Raw genomic sequence first — 18,669 nt, 5'->3', positions numbered from 1 at the left:
AGAAAGCCATCATGACTGACCTGCAGGAGTTCGCCGGCGTGGACATCGCTGTGATCGTGCCGTGCTACAACGAAGCCGTTGCCGTCACCAAGGTGGTGACCGAGCTGCGCGCCGCGCTGCCGACGGCCAGCATCTACGTGTACGACAACAACTCCACCGACGACACCGCGGCGCTGGCCCGGGCCGCCGGTGCGATCGTGCGCCACGAGTCCCGCAAGGGCAAGGGCAACGTGGTCCGCCGCGCGTTCTCCGACGTCGATGCCGACGTCTACGTGCTGATCGACGGCGACGACACGTACGACGCCGCCCGCGCGGGCGATCTGGTCCGCGTGCTGCTGCAGGGGCCGTACGACCACGTCGTCGGCGTCCGCAAGCACACCAACGAAGAGGCGTACCGGCCGGGCCACACCCTGGGCAACCGGGTGCTGACCGGGACCGTCGGCGCGCTGTTCGGCCGGCAGATCACCGACATGCTCAGCGGTTACCGGGTCTTCTCCCGGCGCTACGTGAAGTCGTTCCCGGCGCTCGCGCAGGAGTTCGAGATCGAGACCGAGCTGACCATCCACTCGCTGCACCTGCGGGTCCCGGTCGCTGAGCTCGCGATCGGCTACAAGGAGCGTCCGGACGGTGGTGAGAGCAAGCTGCGCACCTACCGCGACGGCATGCGCATCCTGCGCTGGATCCTCAGCGTCACCCGGCTGGAGCGGCCGACGCTGTTCCACGGCATCCTCGCTTCGGTCTTCGGCGTCGTTTCGCTGATCCTCGGCGTACCGGTCATCGTCGAGTACCTGAGCACCGGTCTGGTGCCGCGGTTCCCGACCGCGATCCTGGCCTCGACGATGGGCATCATCGCGATCCTCGTGCTGGCCGTCGGCTACGTGCTGGACGCCATCACTCGTGGGCGGCAGGAAGCGGCGCGGCTGGCCTACCTCCGGTTGCCGGCACCGCAGACCATCGAAGCCGCTGCGGGCGAGCTTCCGGTCCCGGTCGTCCCGGCGGCCGCGGAGTCACCCCAGGTCGTCTGAGCTCAGTAACACTTCGCCCTCTGTCGCGCTTGCGGCAGGGGGCGTTGTGTTTATTGCGGCAAGCTGCTTTCGGAGTGCGTCACGTTCGGCTGTTACCGCTTCGAGTGCGAGCTCCTGAGTACGCCGTACCAGTCCTTCGACGATGTGCTCGTCCACCAGCCGCAGCAGCGTCCGCCCGGTCAGCGGGCCTGGTTTCCGTGAGCGGTCCAGGTAGGAGTGAATCTCCTGCACTGCATCGTCGACGCGGCGGCAGATGACGGCCACACCCCAGTTGGTGTCAGCGAGCGGATGTGCCTCAGTGGCTTGTAGTCCAGCACTCACCAGCGCCTGGATCAGCGGACCGAGCGGCAGTTCATGCGGCGGCCAGGGGAGCAGCAACAGCACGACCTCACCCGGTACGGCGTCCGCTGGCAGATCGCCAACCGCAGTGAGGGCTACTGCCGTCAGTGCGTCGTCGCTGGCCGGCGCTGACTCGGCCACCTTCATCAGTGGCGGCCAGGCGTGCTCGGAGCCGGTCCGGTCGACCACGGTCCCGCCCTCGGGCAGCCAGGAGCGGACTAGTTCGTTGAGCTGCATTCAGAACACCCTTTGCAGGACGAGGAAACCGGTCGGCGCACCACGGAAGCCGTACGGGACGAAACGATCCACCTGCAGCCCCACTGGCTCCAGCAGGCTCTGGTACCGGTGTAGCGCGCGGGTGCGCTGGTAGAACGACCATGTGCGGTCCACATCGGACTCGTGGTCCACGACGAGCAGCAACCCGCCCAGTCGAACCTGCGCGGCCAGGTTGAGCACCGACGCCTCCCACAGGGCGTCATCCATGATGTGGAAGAGCACATCGATGCTGTAGACCACGTCGTACAGGTACGGCGGCTGCCAGTCGGCCAGCGGTGACAGGTGGAAGCTGCTGTGGCCGGTCGCATTGGCACGGCACAGGTCGATCGCATGCTCGCTGACGTCGATGCCGTCGATCGCATGCCCGAATCGCGCCATCGAATGCGCGAACCAGCCCTTGCCGCAGCCTGCGTCGAGGATGCGCAGCGGAGCGGAGTACTCGGTCCGGTCACCGATGATGTCGAGCAGCCGGCCGAGCCGGACCGCGTAGAAGATCTCGTTGCTGAACTCGTCGTAGCCGGCGTCACCGCCCGAGCGCAGAGCACCGAGTTGGCGGTGCCGGCGGTCCCAGTGCTCGATCGTCTCGTTCGCGCCGAGTTGATCCACGATTTTCACCCTACCCACGTACCCATAGAACAACCTGACCCTCTGTTACGCTCCTGCTACTGGCCGCCTGCCCCGAGCCACGAGTACGACTAGTTGTAGTCGCAGGACGGGGGAGCCTTTGCGAACGTGGCGAGCCCAGCGCTTGCTCGGTGGTGAGCTGCGGGCCGTGCCGGCGGCCGCTCTGGCGGCTGCGGCGACCTTCGTCGCCTCCGGCATCATCCGCGGCACCTATCCGTTCGGGGCGCTGCCGCGGAACACCAACGACCTCGGCCAGCAGTTCGTGCCGATGCACGCCTACCTGCGCGACCTGCTCACCGGACACGCGCCGGGTGACTTCATCCTGAACTGGTCCAGCGGGTACGGCGTCCCGTTCATCGGCGACTTCATGGCGTACCTGGGGACGAGCCTGTCGTGGATGGTGCTGCTGTTCCCGCGTGACCGCATCGACCTGGCCATGTACGTGATCGCCACGGCCGCGATCGGTGCCGCAGCGGCCGCTATGACGGCGTACCTGCGATTGCTGCGACCAGCCGGGCCAGTGTGGCTGGCAGCGCTCGCTGGAGTGTCCTACGCGACCTGTGGCTGGGCGATCGACGATGCGGCGTACATGACCGAGTGGCTGAACGGTCTGATCGCCTTCCCGGTGATCTGTCTGCTGTGTGAGTGGATCTGGAGCAAGCGTTCGCTCACTGCGCTCGTGGTGACGCCGTTCGTCGTTGCGCTGCTGTGGATGTCGCACTTCTACACGGTCTACATGGCGACACTGGGCGCAGTGGTCGTCGTGCTGGCGCGGGTGCTGTCTGACACCGAGGGCGGGAGTTTCGGCCGCCGGGTCGAGGGCGGGTTCCGCTGTCTGGTCGGTGTCGCAGTGGGGATCGCACTGGCGGCTCCACTGCTGCTGCCGACGTACTGGCTGGTGCAGACGTCGACGCCGAGTCCGGACGAGGTGTTCACGCCGCTGGGCTGGAGAGAGTTTCTCTCGCGGCTCCTGCCGGGCTCTGAGGGCGTCGGTACGTCGCCTGGGCTGGCTGTCGGCACGATCATGCTCCTGCTGGCGCTGAGCTTTCCTTTCAACCGTGCAGTGGCACGGCGAGAGCGGTTCGTCTGGACGCTGTTCGTGGTGCTGACAACCATCAGTCTGCAGCTGCGGTTCCCGCATGAGGTGTGGCACGGGTTCGACTCTCCGAACGGCAGTCCGTACCGGCAGGCATTCGTCGTGGCCGGGATGCTGGTGGTGCTCGGGTGGATGTCGGTGGCCTCCGGTGTGCGCAACTTCCTGTCGGTAGCTATCCCGCTAGCGCTCGTCGGTGCGCTGTTCACGCAGGTGTCCGACCTGCCGACGATCACACCGACCACGCGGTCCGTCGTACCGGTGGTGGCCGGGGTCGCCGTACTGGCGTTCCTGCTGACGCGGTGGCGGCCAGGAACACTGCTGTGGGTACGGCGGACTGCGGCCGGGCTGCTGATCGGCGCGATGCTCATTGAGACCACGCTTTCGTCCGTTGCGATCGACGAGGCGCGGTCGAAGTTCATGCACGACTACCAACCATGGGGCGCGAAACAGGAGTCAATCCGCGCACTGGTCGAGTCAGCCGAGGACTGGCCGCAGCAGCGGGTGTCGGCGAGCCAGTACACGTCTGTGAACGACCCGATGCTGATTGGTGGGCAGGGCGCCGAGTACTACACCAGTACGATCCAGCGCTCGTTGTCGGAGGCACTGGTCAACCTCGGGTTCGGCTATAGCTCGTACGGCCGGGCTCCGATCGATCCTAAAAACCCGGTGATCGACTCGGTGTTCTCGGTCGGCGCCCGGGTGCAGGAGGGCCCGCGGGGAGCGTTCGCTCTCACCAAACGGCCGGTGGGCCCGCTGGTGACGCTGCGGCCGGCGAAGCCGTGGGTGTCGACGGATCCGGGCGCGTTCGGCGTTCAGGAGACCGCACTGGGCGCTGACGTCTACACAGTCCCGAAGGTCGCCGTGCACGTCACCAAAGGGGCGACTGCGGCACAGCGCGACTGGGGGATCGGCATGCGCCCGCTGCCGGGTGCCGACGATCCGGTGGAGATCGGACTGACCACCTCCTGCAAGCCGGGCTCCGGTATCTACCTGCGCGGACCGGATTTCGTCGGTGACGTGATGATCAGTGGTGACGGCTGGCGGCAGGTGCTGAAGCCGTCGGCGAAACGCCCTGGCACCTACACCGGCGCTCCGATGCTGTGGGTGGGCAGGGCGCGGCCGAACGGCGCAGCGGACGTGCGGATCCGGGTGTCGGCGCCGACGCGGCTTCCGATCGGCTCGATCGGCTGTCTGGACCCGGACAAGCTCAAGGCCGCAGTCACCGACCTACAGAACAGCAAGCCGACCGAGATAGAGGTTGGCGGGCACGACGTGGTTGCGCGGTTCAAGTCCGGGCAGGCGCGCACCATGGTCCTCAGCGTCGTCAGCACGCCGGGATGGGAATGCTCAGTCGACAGCAAGGCCGCCAAGCCACCAGAGTCGCTGTCCGGGCTGATCGCCGTACCGGTGGGGCCGAAGGCTCGGAAGGTGTCATGCAGTTACGTGCCACGCGGTCTGGAGGCCGGGCTGGTGCTGGCAGTCGGCGCACTGGCAGTGCTGTGCGCGCTAGCCGGGATCCTGATGGTCAGCAGCCGGTCAGCGAACCAACGACGTCAGCACTAGCTCTGCAGGTGGATTGCAAGGTGCTCGGTCGACTGTGGTCGCATGACGGTAGTCAGCGTGGAGCAGCAGGTGTCCAGTCGAGTGCTCGGCCCGCTTGAGCTGGAGGTCGACGGCACTCCGGTGCAGCTCAAGGGCGTGCAGGTACGGCGTCTTGTCGCCGGGCTCCTGCTTGCCGGCGACTGCCCGATGGCGGATGAGGAGCTGACCGCTCTGGTGTGGCCCGCTGGGCGACCGGCGAATGCTCAGAAGGGTTTGCGGGCACTGGTGTGGCGGTTACGGACCGCTTTGGGTACTGCCGGGGAGCGCCTGGAGCGGACTCCGTCCGGGTACCGCTTGAGGGTGCCCGCCAATGACACCGACCACCATCGATTCGCCGCCCTGGCTTCAGATGGCCTGTCAAAACAGACGCCGTCAAATCAGGACCCGGCCGGTGCGATGCAGCACCTGGAGACGGCCCTCGGGCTCTGGCGGGGTGAGCCCTGGCAGGACCTGGCCGACTCCGCGGTGGTGGTCGGTGCACGGGCCAGGCTGCTGGAGCTGCACGAGCTCGCCCTCGAGGAGGTCGAAGCCGCCCGCCTGGCAGCCGGTAACCCCCAGGTCGCTGTCAGGTCGCTGACACATCTCGTCGCCGACAGCCCGTACCGAGAGCGCCGCTGGGAGCTACTGGCACGTGCTTGGCTGGAGGTCGGCCAACCAGAGCGCGCTCGTGCTGAGCTACGCCGGTACCGGGTGCTGCTTGCTGATCAGCTCGGACTCGACCCTGGCCCAACGCTGGCGGCGCTCGAACGTCGGCTGGCTGTCCAGCAGTCCGGCCAGCCCGCCTGGCGCTGGAGATAGGCGCCGCTATGGTGACCAGGTGCTGGAGTGCCGGGTTCTGGGGCCCGTCCGAGTGCTGGTTGACGGGACCGTGGTCGAGGTCGGGGGTGCGCTGCCCCGACGGCTGATCGCTGCGCTCGCGCTGGCGGACGGCAAGCCGGTGTCCGACGACCGACTGGCCCAGGCCATGTGGGACGACCAGCCACCGGCCAAAGCAGCCGCCGCGATGCAGGCTTACGTGTCACGGCTGCGCTCCGCGCTTGGGACGACGTACCGCAACCGGCTGGGCCGCACGCCGGCCGGCTACTTCCTGCACGCCGACGAGATCGACGTACGGCGTTGTGCGGAGCTGATCGAGGCCGCCCGGGGCCAACTGGCCGGGGACCGGCCAGAAGAGGCGCGCATCCGGTTGACCGAAGCGCTGGAGCTGTGGCGGGGTGAACCGTACGCCGAGCTGCCGGACGGCCTTGCTGAGGCGGAGCGCGGGCGGCTGGCCGAGCTTCGTGAGGTGGCGCTGGAGGACCTGGCGGCCGCACGGTTGGGGACTGGTGACGCCGCCGAGGCGGTAGTGCAGTTGGAGCAGCTCGTCCGAGAGCAACCACTGCGTGAGCGCCGCTGGGCTTTGCTGGTGCTCGGGCTCTACCGGTGCGATCGGCAAGGCGATGCGTTGGCCACGCTGCGGCGAGTCCGCGAGTTGCTGGCCGACCAACTTGGCGTCGACCCAGGGTCGGAGCTGCAGGAGCTGGAACGCCAGGTGCTCGTTCAGGACCCGCGGCTGCGGTTGGCCGCGCCGATGCGGGTTGCCCGGCCAGTGCCGATCAGACGGCCGCTGACGACGTTCCTGGGCCGCTCTGCCGAGCTCTCCTTGCTGACCGCACGGATGGACCGGCATCGGCTGGTGAACCTGGTCGGGCCAGCCGGTGTGGGGAAGACGCGGCTGCTGGTCGAGTACCTGGCGACTCTGGGACCGGCTGCGGATCCCTGGGCCGCGCGGCTGGCCGACGTACCGGATGGCTCTGGTGTTGCTGCGGCGGTGGCTGATGCGGTGGGTGTGGTCGTCAGCGGTGATCCGGTGGTAGCCATCGTGGACGGGATCGGTACGGCGTCGGCGCTGCTAGTGCTGGACAACTGCGAGCACGTTGTTGCCGCTGCGGCCGAGCTAGTCGACCGGCTGACGCAGAGCTGTCCGGGGCTGCGGATTCTGGCGACAAGTCGGGAGCCGCTTGGTGTGGACGGTGAGATCACGGTGCCGGTCCAGCCGCTGTCACCTGCGCCCGCAGTGGAGCTGCTGGCGGACCGGGTCCGAGCAGTGCGCCCCGGCTGGGAACCGAACCCGAGCGAGCTGATCGCAGCCCAGCGCATCGCGACCGCACTGGACGGTCTGCCGCTAGCGATCGAGCTGGCGGCCGCACGGGCCCGGGTGCTCGGGCTGGGCGAGATCGCGGACCGGCTGGACGATCGGTTCGCAGTACTGGGGCCCGTACCGCGCGGATCGCTCGCGTGGCACGGGACGCTGGAGGCAGCGATCGGCTGGAGTGTCGACCTGCTCGATCCGCCCGACCGTGAGCTGCTGCTGAAGCTCTGGGCGTTCGAGGGCGGCTTCACGCTGGAGGCAGCCGAGACGATCTGGCCGGGCCGGGAGACCGCAGTACTGGAATCGCTGTCTGCTCTGGTGACGCGGTCGGTCGTCGTGGCTGACACCTCCCTTGAGCCGACGCGCTATGTGCTGCTCGAGAGCATCCGTGCCTACTGCCGCACTATCGACCCGGACCCGGCCGAGACTCGGCTCGTGCAGGCACGCTGGGTGCGGCTGCTGGCTTCGCGTTGTGTGGACTCGATCCGCAGCACTCAGGCGGGCGCCTACTTGCGCATGATGAGCCGTGAGCTGCCCAACCTGCGCGCGGGCTTCGCCCATGACCTGACTACCGATGCGGACGCAGCGGTACTCACTGCGGTCTCGCTCGGCGTCTACCTGTACCGCGGCGTTCACCACGGCGAGGTGATCCGGATGCTGCGCTCCGCGCTCGACGCTGCACCGGACGCGCCTGCCCTCGACCGCATCCGGGCCCTCAACGTGCTGACCGCGCTCACCTACTTCTCCGGAGACCTGGCCGGTACGGCGGCGCTGGTCGAGGCGGTGATCGGACTGCTCCCGCAGATCCCGGTTGATGTCCTGCCACGCGACTATGCCGAGGTCCTGTACTTCCTGGCGCTCGGAGCCACCCTCAGTGCGCCGCTAGCGGTGTCGCTGCAGGTCACGGGACAGCTGATCGAGTACTCCGAGCGGTTGAGGCTCCCGACGATGAGCGCGGCCGGTCTGACGGTCCGGACCGTCGGGCTGCTGCGGCACGCCACCGATCCGGCGGAGATGCTGGACTACGCCGATGCACTGCTGGAGCAGAGCCGTGGTTGGAACAAGGGCTGGGCGAACCAGGTCGTCGGTGAGCTGTACCTGCGCCACCCTTCGCTGCGACCGGACTCTGCCGAGCGAGCCTTGGCAGCGCTCCGGACTGGGCTGGCACGGTTCCTGCAGCACGAGGACTACCCGTACGCGCTGAACACGTTGCGGATTGGTGCTCTCGCGCTGGTCCGAGTGGGACGGCCACTGGAAGAGGCGGTGGCGCTGCTGGCCGCCGTACGGGCGCACTCGGAGCGGCTGGGGCTCAAGACACCAGGGCTCTACATCGTCGGGGAGCCGTGGGTGGAGCAGGAGATCGGACCGCTTGGCTCGGGCGAGCCTGTCTCGTGGAGCGCGATGGTCGCCATGCTCTCGGGCTAACACCTGCAAGCGGTTTGCAAGGCAGCCTCGGCAGGCTGTGCCGCATGGAGTTCGTTACTGGGACCGGGGGACGCCGGCTGGACTACGTGCGGCGCGGGCGGGGTGCGCCGCTGTTGCTGCTGCATGGCATGGCAGCGCATCACGAGGTGTGGGGGGACGAACTGCTCAGTGCGTTGGAGGCCAGGTTCGACATCGTCGCGTACGACCATCGGGGGATTGGGCGCGGCGACCGAGCGGACGAACCCTTCACGGTGGCGGACCTGGCCGACGACGCAGCAGCGGTGATCGCATCGGTGGGGTGGACCGATGCGCACATCTTCGGCATCTCGCTCGGCGGCATGGTGGCGCAGGAGCTGGTCCTCCGGCACCCGGAGGTGGTGCGCTCGATCGCACTCGGATGCACCTGGGCCGGCGGACCCCGCGGCGTGATCTCGGAGACCTCACACCGGATGGTCGACGCGATTGCGACCCGTGATGTCGAGCACGGACTGCGCACCAGCTTCGAGGCGAACTTCTCCCGCCGGTACGCCGAGACTCCCGGCGTCCGCGAGATCTATCGCCGCAGAGCGCTCTCGGTCAAGGTCCCGGTGCCGGTCGTGCTGATGCAGTGGGCCGCAGCCCAGGCCCACGACACCACGGCCAGGCTCGGGGAGGTCGCCGTACCGGCTCTGATCCTGCATGGCACGGCGGACGCCGGGATCCCGGTAGAGAACGCTCTCCGGCTCTCTGAGCTGTTGCCCGCGGCCCAGGTGGAGCTCTTCGACGGTGCCGGTCACCTGTTCTGGTGGGAGGACCCACGGCGGACCGCGTCTCTGCTGATCGGCCAATCCACCGACTGATCGGCAACGAACCTAATCCGGCCCGCCCGGCGTCCTTCGGCGTGGGGGTGGTGTGATGCCGAACGATGGGTGGGTAACCTGCCCTGGTCGTTGGCTGATCGGATAGGAGATGATGCCGACCGTGACGGAACCAGGAAGCCAGCCTAAGCACGACCGGCTGCCGCCGTCGGAGGCCGATCCGGCTGTGGCGGAGCTGACCGTCGGGCTCGGTGGACGGTTCGGCCGGTTCGCCCGGCTCGGCTCGTCGTGGTGGACGCCGCTGCGGATCGCGCTGGCCGTGTGCACGATCACCTTCGGCCTCGGAGTACTGCAGAAGGCGCCCTGTATGGACGCCGGCTGGGACCGGCAGAGCTGGCGGCCGTTCAAGGCGCTGTGCTACTCCGACGTCGGGTTCCTCTACCAGGAGCGCGGGTTCGCCGAGGGCAACCGGCCGTTCCTGGACACCGGCAACTACCCGGTGCTCGAGTACCCGGTGCTCACCGGCGGGTTCATGGAGGTCGCGGCCCAGCTCACCTGGCTGGTCACCGGCGACCCGAAGAAGGACCTCACCGACGAGCAGAAACGCGACACGGCCGGCGTGTTCTTCGTCGTCAACATCGTGCTGCTGTTCCTCTGCGCACTGCTGACGGTCGGGCTCACCGTGGCGACAGCACGGGGTGTCTCCCGCCGTCCGGGCGCGGCGCGCGGCCAGCCGATGGACGCCCTGTACGTCGCTGCTGCGCCGGTGCTCGCGGTCACGTCGACCATCAACTGGGACCTGTTCGCGGTCGCGCTCACGGCCGGGGCGATGTTCGCCTGGTCACGCGGTAAACCGATCTGGTTCGGCATTCTGATCGGGCTCGGAACGGCGGCGAAGTTCTACCCGTTCCTGCTGCTCGGACCGCTGCTGATCGTCTGCCTGCGCGGCCGCAAGATGGGGCCGTTCGTCCAGGCGACGGTGGCCGCGGTGGTCTCCTGGGTGCTGGTGAACGCTCCGATCTACCTGCTCGCGAAGCAGGAGTGGATCTCGTTCTGGACGTTCAACGACGAGCGGGAGAGCGATTACGGCTCGATCTGGTACGTGCTGAAACTGGCCAAGCACGAGGTCGCCGACGTCAACCAGCTGAACATCGTGATCTTCGCGGGCCTGTGTCTGTCGATCGCGATCCTCGGGCTGATGGCGCCCAAACCGCCACGCTTCGCCCAACTCGCGTTCCTGGTGGTCGCGGCGTTCCTGCTGATCAACAAGGTCTATTCACCGCAGTACGTGCTGTGGCTGCTGCCGCTGGTCGCGCTGGCTCGCCCGCGGCTGCGTGACTGGCTGATCTGGCAGGCGTGCGAGATGTTCTACTGGATGCTCGTCTGGATGCATCTGGCGCAGTTCCTGCAACCAGGCAATCCGGATGTCCCCGACCGCATCTACTGGCTGTCGGTCATCCTGCGGATGGGCGGCACGCTCTGGCTGATGCTGGTCGTGGCCCGCGACATCCTGCTGCCGGAGAAGGACCCGGTCCGCCAAGGAGATGTCGTCGACGATCCCAGTGACGGTGTGGCCTCCAAGGCCAGGCCTCGAGAGCTCGCGCCGGCCTGACCGTGCCGCTGTGGTCAGAGGTTCAGCTTGGCGACGTCCAGGTTGCCACCGCTGACCACGGCAGCGGTCACGCCGTCCAGCTGAACGCTGCCTTCGAGCAAGGCCGCGAACGGCGCCGCGGCGGCCGGCTCGAGGGCCAGTTTGGTGCGCGACATGACGAGCCGTGTCGCCGCCAGCAACGCATCCTCACTCACCCGTACGACGTCATCGACGTACTGCTGAATGATCGGGAAGTTGCGGGTACCGCAGATCGGCGCGGCCAGCCCGTCCGCGATCGACCGCGCGGTCGGCAGCCGCTGCGGTTCACCTGCCGCGAGACTGCGACTCACCACGTCCGCCTGCTCGGGCTCGATCCCGATCACCCGGATGCCGGGCTTGAGTAGCTTGACCGCCAAGGCGACGCCCGAGATCAACCCGCCACCCCCGACCGGCACCAGCACGGTCTCCAGATCCGGCCGGTCCTCCAGCAGCTCAAGGCCGAGACTCCCGTGCCCCGTGATCACCTGCTCGTCGTCGAACGGATGAACCCCGGTGAGATCGCGCTCTCCCCGGATCCGCTCGTAGGCCGCCAGTAGATCCCCGTCCACCAGCTCGACCGTCGCCCCATACGCCCGGGCAGCCTCGATCTTCGCCGGTACGGCGCTCTTCGCCATCACGACGGTCGCCGCAACCCCCGCATCCCGCGCTGCCCAGGCCAGCGCTCCGGCCGCGTTCCCCGCCGAGACGGTCACCACCCCGCGCGCCCGCTCCTGCGGTGTCAGCGTCAGCAGCTTCGTCAGCAGCCCCCGAACCTTGAAGCTCCCCGTCTTCTGGAACAGCTCGGCCTTCAGCACCACCTCCGCCCCGAACTGTGCGTCCAGCACCGCCGACGCAAGCATCGGCGTCCGATGAATCCGGCCCCGCAGTTGGCCGGCCGCCGCGCGAATCTCTTCCAGGGTGGGCATAGCTCGACCTTACGATGGATGAAAAGTGAAGTAAGTTGATAGACAAACGACCATACTGCGAGACGGGCCGCGGAGAGCGCTCCCGAGGATTTACCGTCGTTGTCATGAGGCCGATGCTGACCGTGATCGTTGATCCGACCGATCGTTGGATGGACCGCGCTGCCTGTAGCGGGCAGGCCGGGATGTACGACGAGACTGCGACCCGTTTCGAGCAGCGCAAGGCACGCGAGCTGTGTCTGACCTCATGCCCGGTGCTGAACGACTGCTACGACTGGGCGCGCCGGACCAAGTTCACCGGGACCGCGGCCGGGATCACGTTCCTGGATGGCCGCCGGCGCGGCCATCCGGAGTCTGCTGCCAGCTGATCAGAGGCGGGCGGCGATGGCGCCGACGAGGTGGCCGGCGGCGGCCGGGTGTTCCGGGATGAAGAGATAGGGCTCGATCAGCTCAAGCTCCATCAGCAGGAACCGGCCGTTGACCACGACGCCGTCGACGCGCGCGTAGGTTGGCTGGATGCTCGCGGCGGAGAGCGCGATCTTCGCGCTCTCCAGGATGGCGGGGGTCGGCTCCTCGAGCGTCGACTCGCCGCCGAACTGCTGCTGCACCCGGTAGTCACCAGCTGCCGGGCGCTTCACCACCGCGTGGCTGAACTCGCCGGCGAAGAACAGTAGCGACCATTCACCGTCGGTCTGGATCTCGGGCAGGAAGGGCTGCACGAGGTAGACGTCGTCAGGCAGGTCCGTCATCGCCTGGTCGAGCTCGGCCGAGCCGGCCACCCCGCGGACGGTGTTGTAGGCCGAGCCGCTGACGGTCGGCTTGATGACGATCTGCTGGCCGTCGAGCCCAGCGACGACCTCGCGCAGACAGGCGCCGGCCGCGACCTGGGACGGCACGATCGCGACACCCCGCTCGCGGAGCTCGAGCAGGTACTTCTTGTCGGCGTTCCAGCGGATCAGGTCGGTCTCGTTCAGGACCAGTACGCCGGACTTGTCGAGCAGCCCGAGCCATTCGGTGAACTCGAGGTGCCGCTTGTAGTAGTCCCACACTGAGCGCAACAGCACCGCGTCGTACGCCGACCAGTCGATCGATGGGTCCGACCAGATCAGGGGTTCGGCGTCGAGGCCGGCCGCCTCGAAGGCGTCCACCAGCGGACGCTCCTCCGGGAGCAGTTCGGGCCAGTCGACCGAGGTTGCGATCGCGATGCGCTTCTTGAGTGTCACGATGCTCAGTGTTGGTGGGCAGTCAGCCTCGCGTCAACCTGCTTATCGGCACTCGAGTGGTGACGCAGCGTAGCGGCGATGACAACGATGCCAGTCGCGGCCAGATAGACCAGGCCCTGCCGGCTGTCCTGCCCTGGGGTGGCATAGGCCAGGTACGCCGCCAGCGGCACAGCGATCCACTGCGGCCGTCGGGAGAGCGCGGCCAATGCGATGAGCGGCAGGCCGTACCACGGGTAGGTCGGAGTGGCGAGCAGCAGCGCAGCGCCGTACAGCCAGCAGCAGGTGACGGCCAGCGGTTCGCGGCCGCGGCGCCGGAAAGCGACGACGGCGAGCGCTCCCGCAAGGATCACGGCGACCAGTTGCCGGGCCTCAGGAGGCAACAGGAGCGAGAGAATCGCGAACCGCGTGCTGCCGTCGGAGAACCCTTCCTGGGTCAGGTAGCCGGGCAGGAAGCCGAGGACCAGGGCGCCGGAGGCGATGATGTAGGGGACGTAGGTCGCGACAAAGGCGCCAAAGGCAACGAATGACTGCCGGACCCGGAATGCGGGGACCAGCAGTAACGGCAAGAGCTTCACACTGGCGGCAGCGCCGAGCAGGATCCCGGCGAGTCTGGGGCGACGGGCTGCGACCATGACGGCGGCCGTGATGAGCAGCGCGCCCAAAACGTCCACATGGGCAGCGCTTCCGGCCTCGAGAACCACGATCGGTGACCAACCCCACAACGCTGCCCAGCGTCGATCGCCCGTTTTCACGGCGAGTAGCCAGGTGAGTGCGACCGCGAGCAGCCCCGCGGCGATCTGCAGTCCGAGTGTTCCGGCCGACCAGGGCGTGACCGCGGCGACCAGGGTGAAATAGACCTGCGCGATCGGCGGGTAGATCGTCGGCACTCGGGGCCGATTGATCAGCGTCCGTGGGTCGTCAGCGGCGACGGCCGCGAGTCCCGCGGGATCCGTGGGAACGCGCGGGGGAGCGCTCTCTCCCGATCTCTGCGTCGGCGACAGCCCCGGGAACAGCAGAGGATCCCGCAGGTCCGCCAGGGCGTCATCCAACGGCACATGCGCGTACGGCGAGTGCCCGGCCAACTGCACGCGGCCGTCCCAGACATAGCGGTAGGCGTCGGTGCTGGTGATCGGCGCGTGCGTCAGTCCGGGCAGCTGACACAACGCGGCGACCGCCACTACGCCAACCACACTGAGCCCACGTCCGAACCGCCAGATCACCCCGGCAACCACTAGACACCCGAGTGCGAGCGTCACATTCGGCCACCAACTGATGGCGTGCGTCCAGATCGTCAGGACAGCAACGCCGATTGCGATTCCGCCGGCAAGTACGGCCCGCTTCATGCGGTACGGCGGAGTGTCAGGAAGGCTCGGTGCGGAGTGCGCCAGTCCTCGGTGGGGTGGAGGGTCGTGGTGCGGGCGTGCCGGAGGAGGGTTCGAGTGCCGACTCTTGCCCAGGGCAACGGGAATGAGCGGCGTCCGGTCGAGCTGCGCAAAACGATCGGGTCGGTGTCGTCGAGATCGTCGTCAGGGTCGACCTCGACCAGAACGAGACCGTTCGGGCGCACGAGTTCGGCACAGCGGCGGAGCAGATCAGCGGGATCGCCGCCGATGCCGATATTGCCGTCCATCAAGACCACGCTGCCCCAGCGTCCCTCGGCCGGCAGCCGATCCTGCACCGGCCGCCGCAGCGCGGCCGCACCGCGCGAGGTCGTCAACGACACGGCCTGTGGTGAGACGTCGACGCCGAGGGCGGGAATCCCTTGTTCAGCAAGGGCTGTGACGATTCGGCCCGGTCCGCAGCCAATGTCCAACACCGGTCCTTCGCAGCGGCTCAGAGCGAGCCGATCGACCTCATCGGCCGGGGACTGCCAGCGGTCCAGCTCGGACAGTGCGGGAACGGTTCGCCCATCGATGCCGGTAGCAACCACTTGCGCCGTACCGCCGAGAGCCTGGTCGAACAGCAAGACCGGATGGGCGCTGTGCTCCAGCCGGCGGAACAACCGGGACATTCGCAGCAACGGGTAGTCCGCGGCGATCGCAGCCGCGTCCCAGGGCGTGTCCATGTCCCGCAAGGTCGGCAACACGAGAACGCGCTTCCCGAGTTTCTCCAGGCGTTCCAGCTGATCGCGGCCGGTGTGGTCGGTCGACATCGGAACGCCGATCAGCGCGGCGGCATCGGGTTCGCGCAGGCCGAGGCACCAGTACCCGCCGTCCTCGGTCAGTCCGAGAACAGCGTCGTACCCGGGCCAGTTGAAGCCGAGCAGCTCGGCCGGCAACTGCGGGGTGTCCATGCCGACCAGCAGCATCGGCGATCCGTCGAAGGAGTCCGCGAACGCAGCCGCGAGCCGTTCGTCCAGCCCGCCGCCAGATTGCGGGATCACCTCGAAGCCGGGCGGAAGCCACGGTCCCGGATTGCCTTCGAGGACCACCACTCGGCGGGATGCCGGCGCTGACCGGACGGTGTTCAGCGTGTCGATGAGCGAGGCGCGAGCAAGAGCGGCCGCTTCCTCCGGGGTGAACTCGGCCTGGAGACGAGTCTTGACCCGGCCGGGAAGCGGTTCCTTCGCGATCACGATGAGGGTGCCTTGCGTCATGCCTTCAGCACCTTCGACATGTCCAGCACGGCTCGGGCGGCACCGAGCGGCGTACCGGTGACCTTTGATCGGCCCGAGCGCGGCAGGTAGTCCACGTCGACCTCGGCGATCCGCCAACCGGCATCGGCGGCGCGGACCACCGTCTCGAGCGGATAGCCCGACCGCCGATCCAGGATCGCCAGATCCAGCAACGCCGTTCGCCGAGCCGCTCGCATCGGGCCGAGATCGTGCAGGAGAACGCCGGTACGGCGCCTGATCCGCCGAGAGAGCTCCGCGTTCGCCAGCCGAAGATGCCACGGCCAGGCGCCCCGAGAGATCGCTCTCCGGCGGCAGAGCATGAGGTCCGCGTTCCCCGCCTGGATCGGCGCGGTCACCCGAACCAGTTGACGCGGATCGAGCGACGCGTCGGCGTCCATGAACGCGACCACGTCGGCCTCGGCCGCCTCCAGCCCGGCGTGACACGCAGCGCCGTACCCACGGACCTTGCAGTGCACGACAGTCGCGCCGAGTTGCTCGGCGATCTCCGGCGAACCGTCGGTCGAACCGTTGTCCACGACAACAGCTCGGACGCCGGCCGGGAGCCGGGTGAGTATCCAGGGGAGCGCCGCCGCCTCGTCGAGGCAGGGCAGTACGAGATCGACAGCCACCCTTCGACCGTAGGGAAGATCCGGCCTTCCAGGTGGCTGTCCGCGGCTACGGGTCGCTTACGGTGAGCGCTCTCTCGGGGCCTTGGTCCAGCGCCGAGGTGCCCGGAAGTCCTAGGCTGCGGCTGTGGCTACTCGTGTGCTCGTGGTGGATGACGACCCGACCGTGTCCAACGTCGTCTCGGCGTACCTGACCAAGGCCGGGTACGACGCTCGCGTTGTCGCGGACGGAATCGCGGCCGTCGAGGTCTGGCAGCAGTGGAAACCGTCGGTCGTCGTACTGGACGTGATGCTGCCGGGGATGTCCGGTCTGGAGGTGCTGCGCCGGATGCGCGCGGCCGATGACGGCGCTGCGGTGATCATGCTCTCGGCCCGCGGCGAGGAGGAAGACCGGCTGGTCGGCCTCGAGTTCGGCGCGGACGACTACGTGGTCAAGCCGTTCAGCCCCCGCGAGCTGACCCTGCGAGTGCAGGCGATGCTGCGGCGCGAGGAGCGGCTGGCCGGGCTCGACCTGACGCCGACCAAGCTGAGCGCCGGCCCGGTCACGATCGACACCGCGGCCCGGATCGCGATGCTGAACGGGAGAGAGCTCTCTCTGACACACCGCGAGTTCGATCTGCTGACGTATCTGGTGTCGCATCCGGGCAAGGCCTACACGAAGGCCGAGCTGCTGCGCCGGGTCTGGGGCTGGGACTTCGGCGACTCGTCGACGGTAACGGTTCACGTCCGGCGGTTGCGGGAGAAGATCGAGGAAGACCCGTCGGATCCGCAGCTGGTGCTGACGGTGCCGCGCACGGGCTACCGATTCGCGGGGGAGTCCGAATGAACCGCGACACGATGACGATCCTCGCGCTGACCACGCTGTGGACGTTGGTGGTGGCGGTGATCGGCGGCGCGATCCTGTGGCAGTTCCGGCGGCGTTCGCTGCGGGTCACGATGATCGTTGCCGCGCTCGCTCCGATGGCGGCGGCATTGGCGGCGGTGCTGCAGAGCGTGCGGGCGATGTTCATCTCCGAGCACGACTCGTGGGTTGTTCTCTGGACACTGGCGTTCGCATCGCTGCTCGGGCTCGGGATGTCGGTGCTGCTGGGGCATTGGATCAGCAAGGGTTCGCGCGACGTCGGCCAGCGGTTACGGCGGTTGGGTACGACGTATGAGCCGTCGGATCGCGTGAGTGGCGCTGTACCGGCTGAGCTTTCAGCGTTGACGGATGAGCTCGAGATGACGCGCGCGAAGCTCGCCGCGTCACACGCCAGAGAGCGCGCTCTCGAGGCGAGCCGGCGGGAGCTGGTGGCGTTCATGTCGCACGACCTGCGGACTCCGCTGGCCGGGTTGCGGGCGGTCGCGGAAGGACTTGAGGACGGCGTGATCGACGACGTACCGGGGTCGCTGCGGCAGATGCGTTCGACCGTCGACCGGATGACCGGGCTCGTTGACGACCTGTTCGAGCTGTCGCGGTTATCGGCCGCTGCGCTACCGCGGAAACGGTCGGCGGTCAGCCTGCGCGAGCTGGCCGAAGACGTGGCGGGCGAGAACGGCGAGCATGCGCGGGCGTCCGGAGTCGAGCTCACGGTGTCGACGCCGTCAGGTGCCGATCGCCTTGCTGTGCAAGGAGATCCGGACGAATTGACCCGCGCGGTGACGAACCTCGTGGGGAACGCGATCCGCCATACGGCGTCTGGTGGGACAGTGACGCTCGTCGTCGATCGCGAGCCGGACGGCCGAGTCCGCCTCGCAGTAACCGACGGCTGCGGCGGCATCCCGGCCGACGACCTGGAGCGCGTCTTCGACATCGGCTGGCGCGGCGACGAACAACGCACTCCGGCCGCAGTCTCAGCCCAGCCAACAGTCTCAGGCGGTGGTGGCCTCGGGCTGGCTATCGCCCGCGGCGTGGTCGAGTCCCACGACGGCCAGATCGGCGTCACCAACATCGACGGCGGCTGCGCCTTCCAAATCGACCTCCCCCCAGTCCCCGCCAACGCCACCTCCAGCCCGAACTAACCCGCTCGCCCACTCGCCCGCTCGCCCACTCGCGACTTTGTGCACGAGCGCGATCTTTGAGCACCCACCAACCATTCCGCGCCCGGGAAAGTGGTTGGTGGCTTCTCAAAGTGCGCGCGTGTGCCCAAAGACACGGCAGCGCACCTTTGGGCGCGGTGGGGGTCTTTGGGTAGCCACCGACCGTTCTGCGGGCGCGAAAGTGGTTGGTGGGTTCTCAAAGTGCTCGTGAGTGCCCAAAGACACGCCGACCCACCTTTGGGTGCGGTGGGCGTCTTTGGGTAGCCACCGATCACTTCGGCGCCGGGGAAGTGGTTGGTGGGTACTCAAAGTGCGGCGG

At 68.0% G+C, this 18,669-nt stretch carries 16 protein-coding genes; 9 read left to right on the top strand and 7 right to left on the bottom strand.

Annotated features, from left to right (window positions below):
• Nucleotides 1–11: 11 nt before the first annotated feature.
• A complete protein-coding gene (locus tag E1263_RS06705; RefSeq protein ID WP_132166293.1) occupies nt 12–1,025 on the top strand; it encodes a glycosyltransferase in 1,014 nt (337 codons plus the stop codon).
• Here E1263_RS06705 and E1263_RS06700 read toward each other — a convergent pair.
• Nucleotides 1,008–1,601 (bottom strand): hypothetical protein, encoded by a 594-nt coding sequence (locus E1263_RS06700; RefSeq protein ID WP_132166292.1) that lies wholly within the window; start codon nt 1,599–1,601, stop codon nt 1,008–1,010. The two genes, E1263_RS06705 and E1263_RS06700, sit on opposite strands and share 18 nt — an antisense overlap.
• Nucleotides 1,602–2,246, bottom strand: a complete 645-nt coding sequence (locus E1263_RS06695; protein WP_165956517.1) for a class I SAM-dependent methyltransferase — start codon at nt 2,244–2,246, stop codon at nt 1,602–1,604. It lies immediately after the preceding gene.
• A 118-nt stretch (nt 2,247–2,364) separates the two neighbouring features.
• Between E1263_RS06695 and E1263_RS06690 the strand changes: the two genes are divergently transcribed.
• From E1263_RS06690 to E1263_RS06670, 5 genes are all read left to right on the top strand, one after another.
• A complete protein-coding gene (locus E1263_RS06690; RefSeq protein ID WP_132166290.1) occupies nt 2,365–4,923 on the top strand; it encodes a YfhO family protein in 2,559 nt (852 codons plus the stop codon).
• A gap of 42 nt (nt 4,924–4,965) precedes the next feature.
• Nucleotides 4,966–5,760, top strand: coding sequence for an AfsR/SARP family transcriptional regulator (locus tag E1263_RS06685; protein WP_132166289.1), 795 nt, complete (start codon nt 4,966–4,968; stop codon nt 5,758–5,760).
• Nucleotides 5,761–5,779: 19 nt separating this feature from the next.
• Nucleotides 5,780–8,518, top strand: a complete 2,739-nt coding sequence (locus E1263_RS06680; RefSeq protein ID WP_165956516.1) for an ATP-binding protein — start codon at nt 5,780–5,782, stop codon at nt 8,516–8,518.
• Between the two features lie 44 nt (nt 8,519–8,562).
• The gene (locus tag E1263_RS06675; RefSeq protein ID WP_132166287.1) at nt 8,563–9,357 is read left to right on the top strand and encodes an alpha/beta fold hydrolase; all 795 of its coding nucleotides are present in this window, start codon (nt 8,563–8,565) and stop codon (nt 9,355–9,357) included.
• A 112-nt stretch (nt 9,358–9,469) separates the two neighbouring features.
• Nucleotides 9,470–10,927, top strand: a complete 1,458-nt coding sequence (locus E1263_RS06670) for a glycosyltransferase family 87 protein (RefSeq protein WP_132166286.1) — start codon at nt 9,470–9,472, stop codon at nt 10,925–10,927.
• A 14-nt stretch (nt 10,928–10,941) separates the two neighbouring features.
• Here E1263_RS06670 and E1263_RS06665 read toward each other — a convergent pair whose 3' ends face one another.
• Nucleotides 10,942–11,871 (bottom strand): threonine ammonia-lyase, encoded by a 930-nt coding sequence (locus E1263_RS06665; protein WP_132166285.1) that lies wholly within the window; start codon nt 11,869–11,871, stop codon nt 10,942–10,944.
• A 104-nt stretch (nt 11,872–11,975) separates the two neighbouring features.
• Between E1263_RS06665 and E1263_RS06660 the strand changes: the two genes are divergently transcribed.
• Entirely contained in the window at nt 11,976–12,236 is a 261-nt protein-coding gene (locus E1263_RS06660) for a WhiB family transcriptional regulator (RefSeq protein WP_132166284.1), read from the top strand.
• Here the strand turns inward: E1263_RS06660 and E1263_RS06655 are convergent, their stop codons facing one another.
• From E1263_RS06655 to E1263_RS06640, 4 genes are read right to left on the bottom strand one after another with little or no spacing between them, the layout of a single operon-like run.
• Nucleotides 12,237–13,091, bottom strand: coding sequence for an ATP-grasp domain-containing protein (locus tag E1263_RS06655; RefSeq protein WP_202868752.1), 855 nt, complete (start codon nt 13,089–13,091; stop codon nt 12,237–12,239). It abuts the gene before it with no gap.
• A 5-nt stretch (nt 13,092–13,096) separates the two neighbouring features.
• Nucleotides 13,097–14,434: a glycosyltransferase family 87 protein gene (locus tag E1263_RS06650; RefSeq protein WP_132166282.1), complete on the bottom strand. Its 1,338-nt coding sequence runs from the start codon at nt 14,432–14,434 to the stop codon at nt 13,097–13,099.
• Nucleotides 14,431–15,687, bottom strand: coding sequence for a DUF2064 domain-containing protein (locus E1263_RS43145; RefSeq protein WP_202868751.1), 1,257 nt, complete (start codon nt 15,685–15,687; stop codon nt 14,431–14,433). Before E1263_RS43145 ends, E1263_RS06650 begins: the two co-directional genes overlap by 4 nt.
• The gene (locus E1263_RS06640) at nt 15,684–16,334 is read right to left on the bottom strand and encodes a glycosyltransferase family 2 protein (protein WP_132166281.1); all 651 of its coding nucleotides are present in this window, start codon (nt 16,332–16,334) and stop codon (nt 15,684–15,686) included. The genes E1263_RS43145 and E1263_RS06640 overlap by 4 nt, the downstream gene beginning before the upstream one ends.
• A gap of 124 nt (nt 16,335–16,458) precedes the next feature.
• On the opposite strand from E1263_RS06640, the gene E1263_RS06635 reads away from it, so the two are divergent.
• Nucleotides 16,459–17,157: a response regulator transcription factor gene (locus tag E1263_RS06635; RefSeq protein ID WP_165956515.1), complete on the top strand. Its 699-nt coding sequence runs from the start codon at nt 16,459–16,461 to the stop codon at nt 17,155–17,157.
• Nucleotides 17,154–18,332: a sensor histidine kinase gene (locus E1263_RS06630; protein WP_132166280.1), complete on the top strand. Its 1,179-nt coding sequence runs from the start codon at nt 17,154–17,156 to the stop codon at nt 18,330–18,332. Before E1263_RS06635 ends, E1263_RS06630 begins: the two co-directional genes overlap by 4 nt.
• Nucleotides 18,333–18,669: the final 337 nt, after the last annotated feature.

It is taken from the genome of Kribbella antibiotica (assembly GCF_004349055.1).
Lineage (GTDB): Bacteria > Actinomycetota > Actinomycetes > Propionibacteriales > Kribbellaceae > Kribbella > Kribbella antibiotica.
This window is presented reverse-complemented; position numbering and strand designations above follow the sequence as displayed.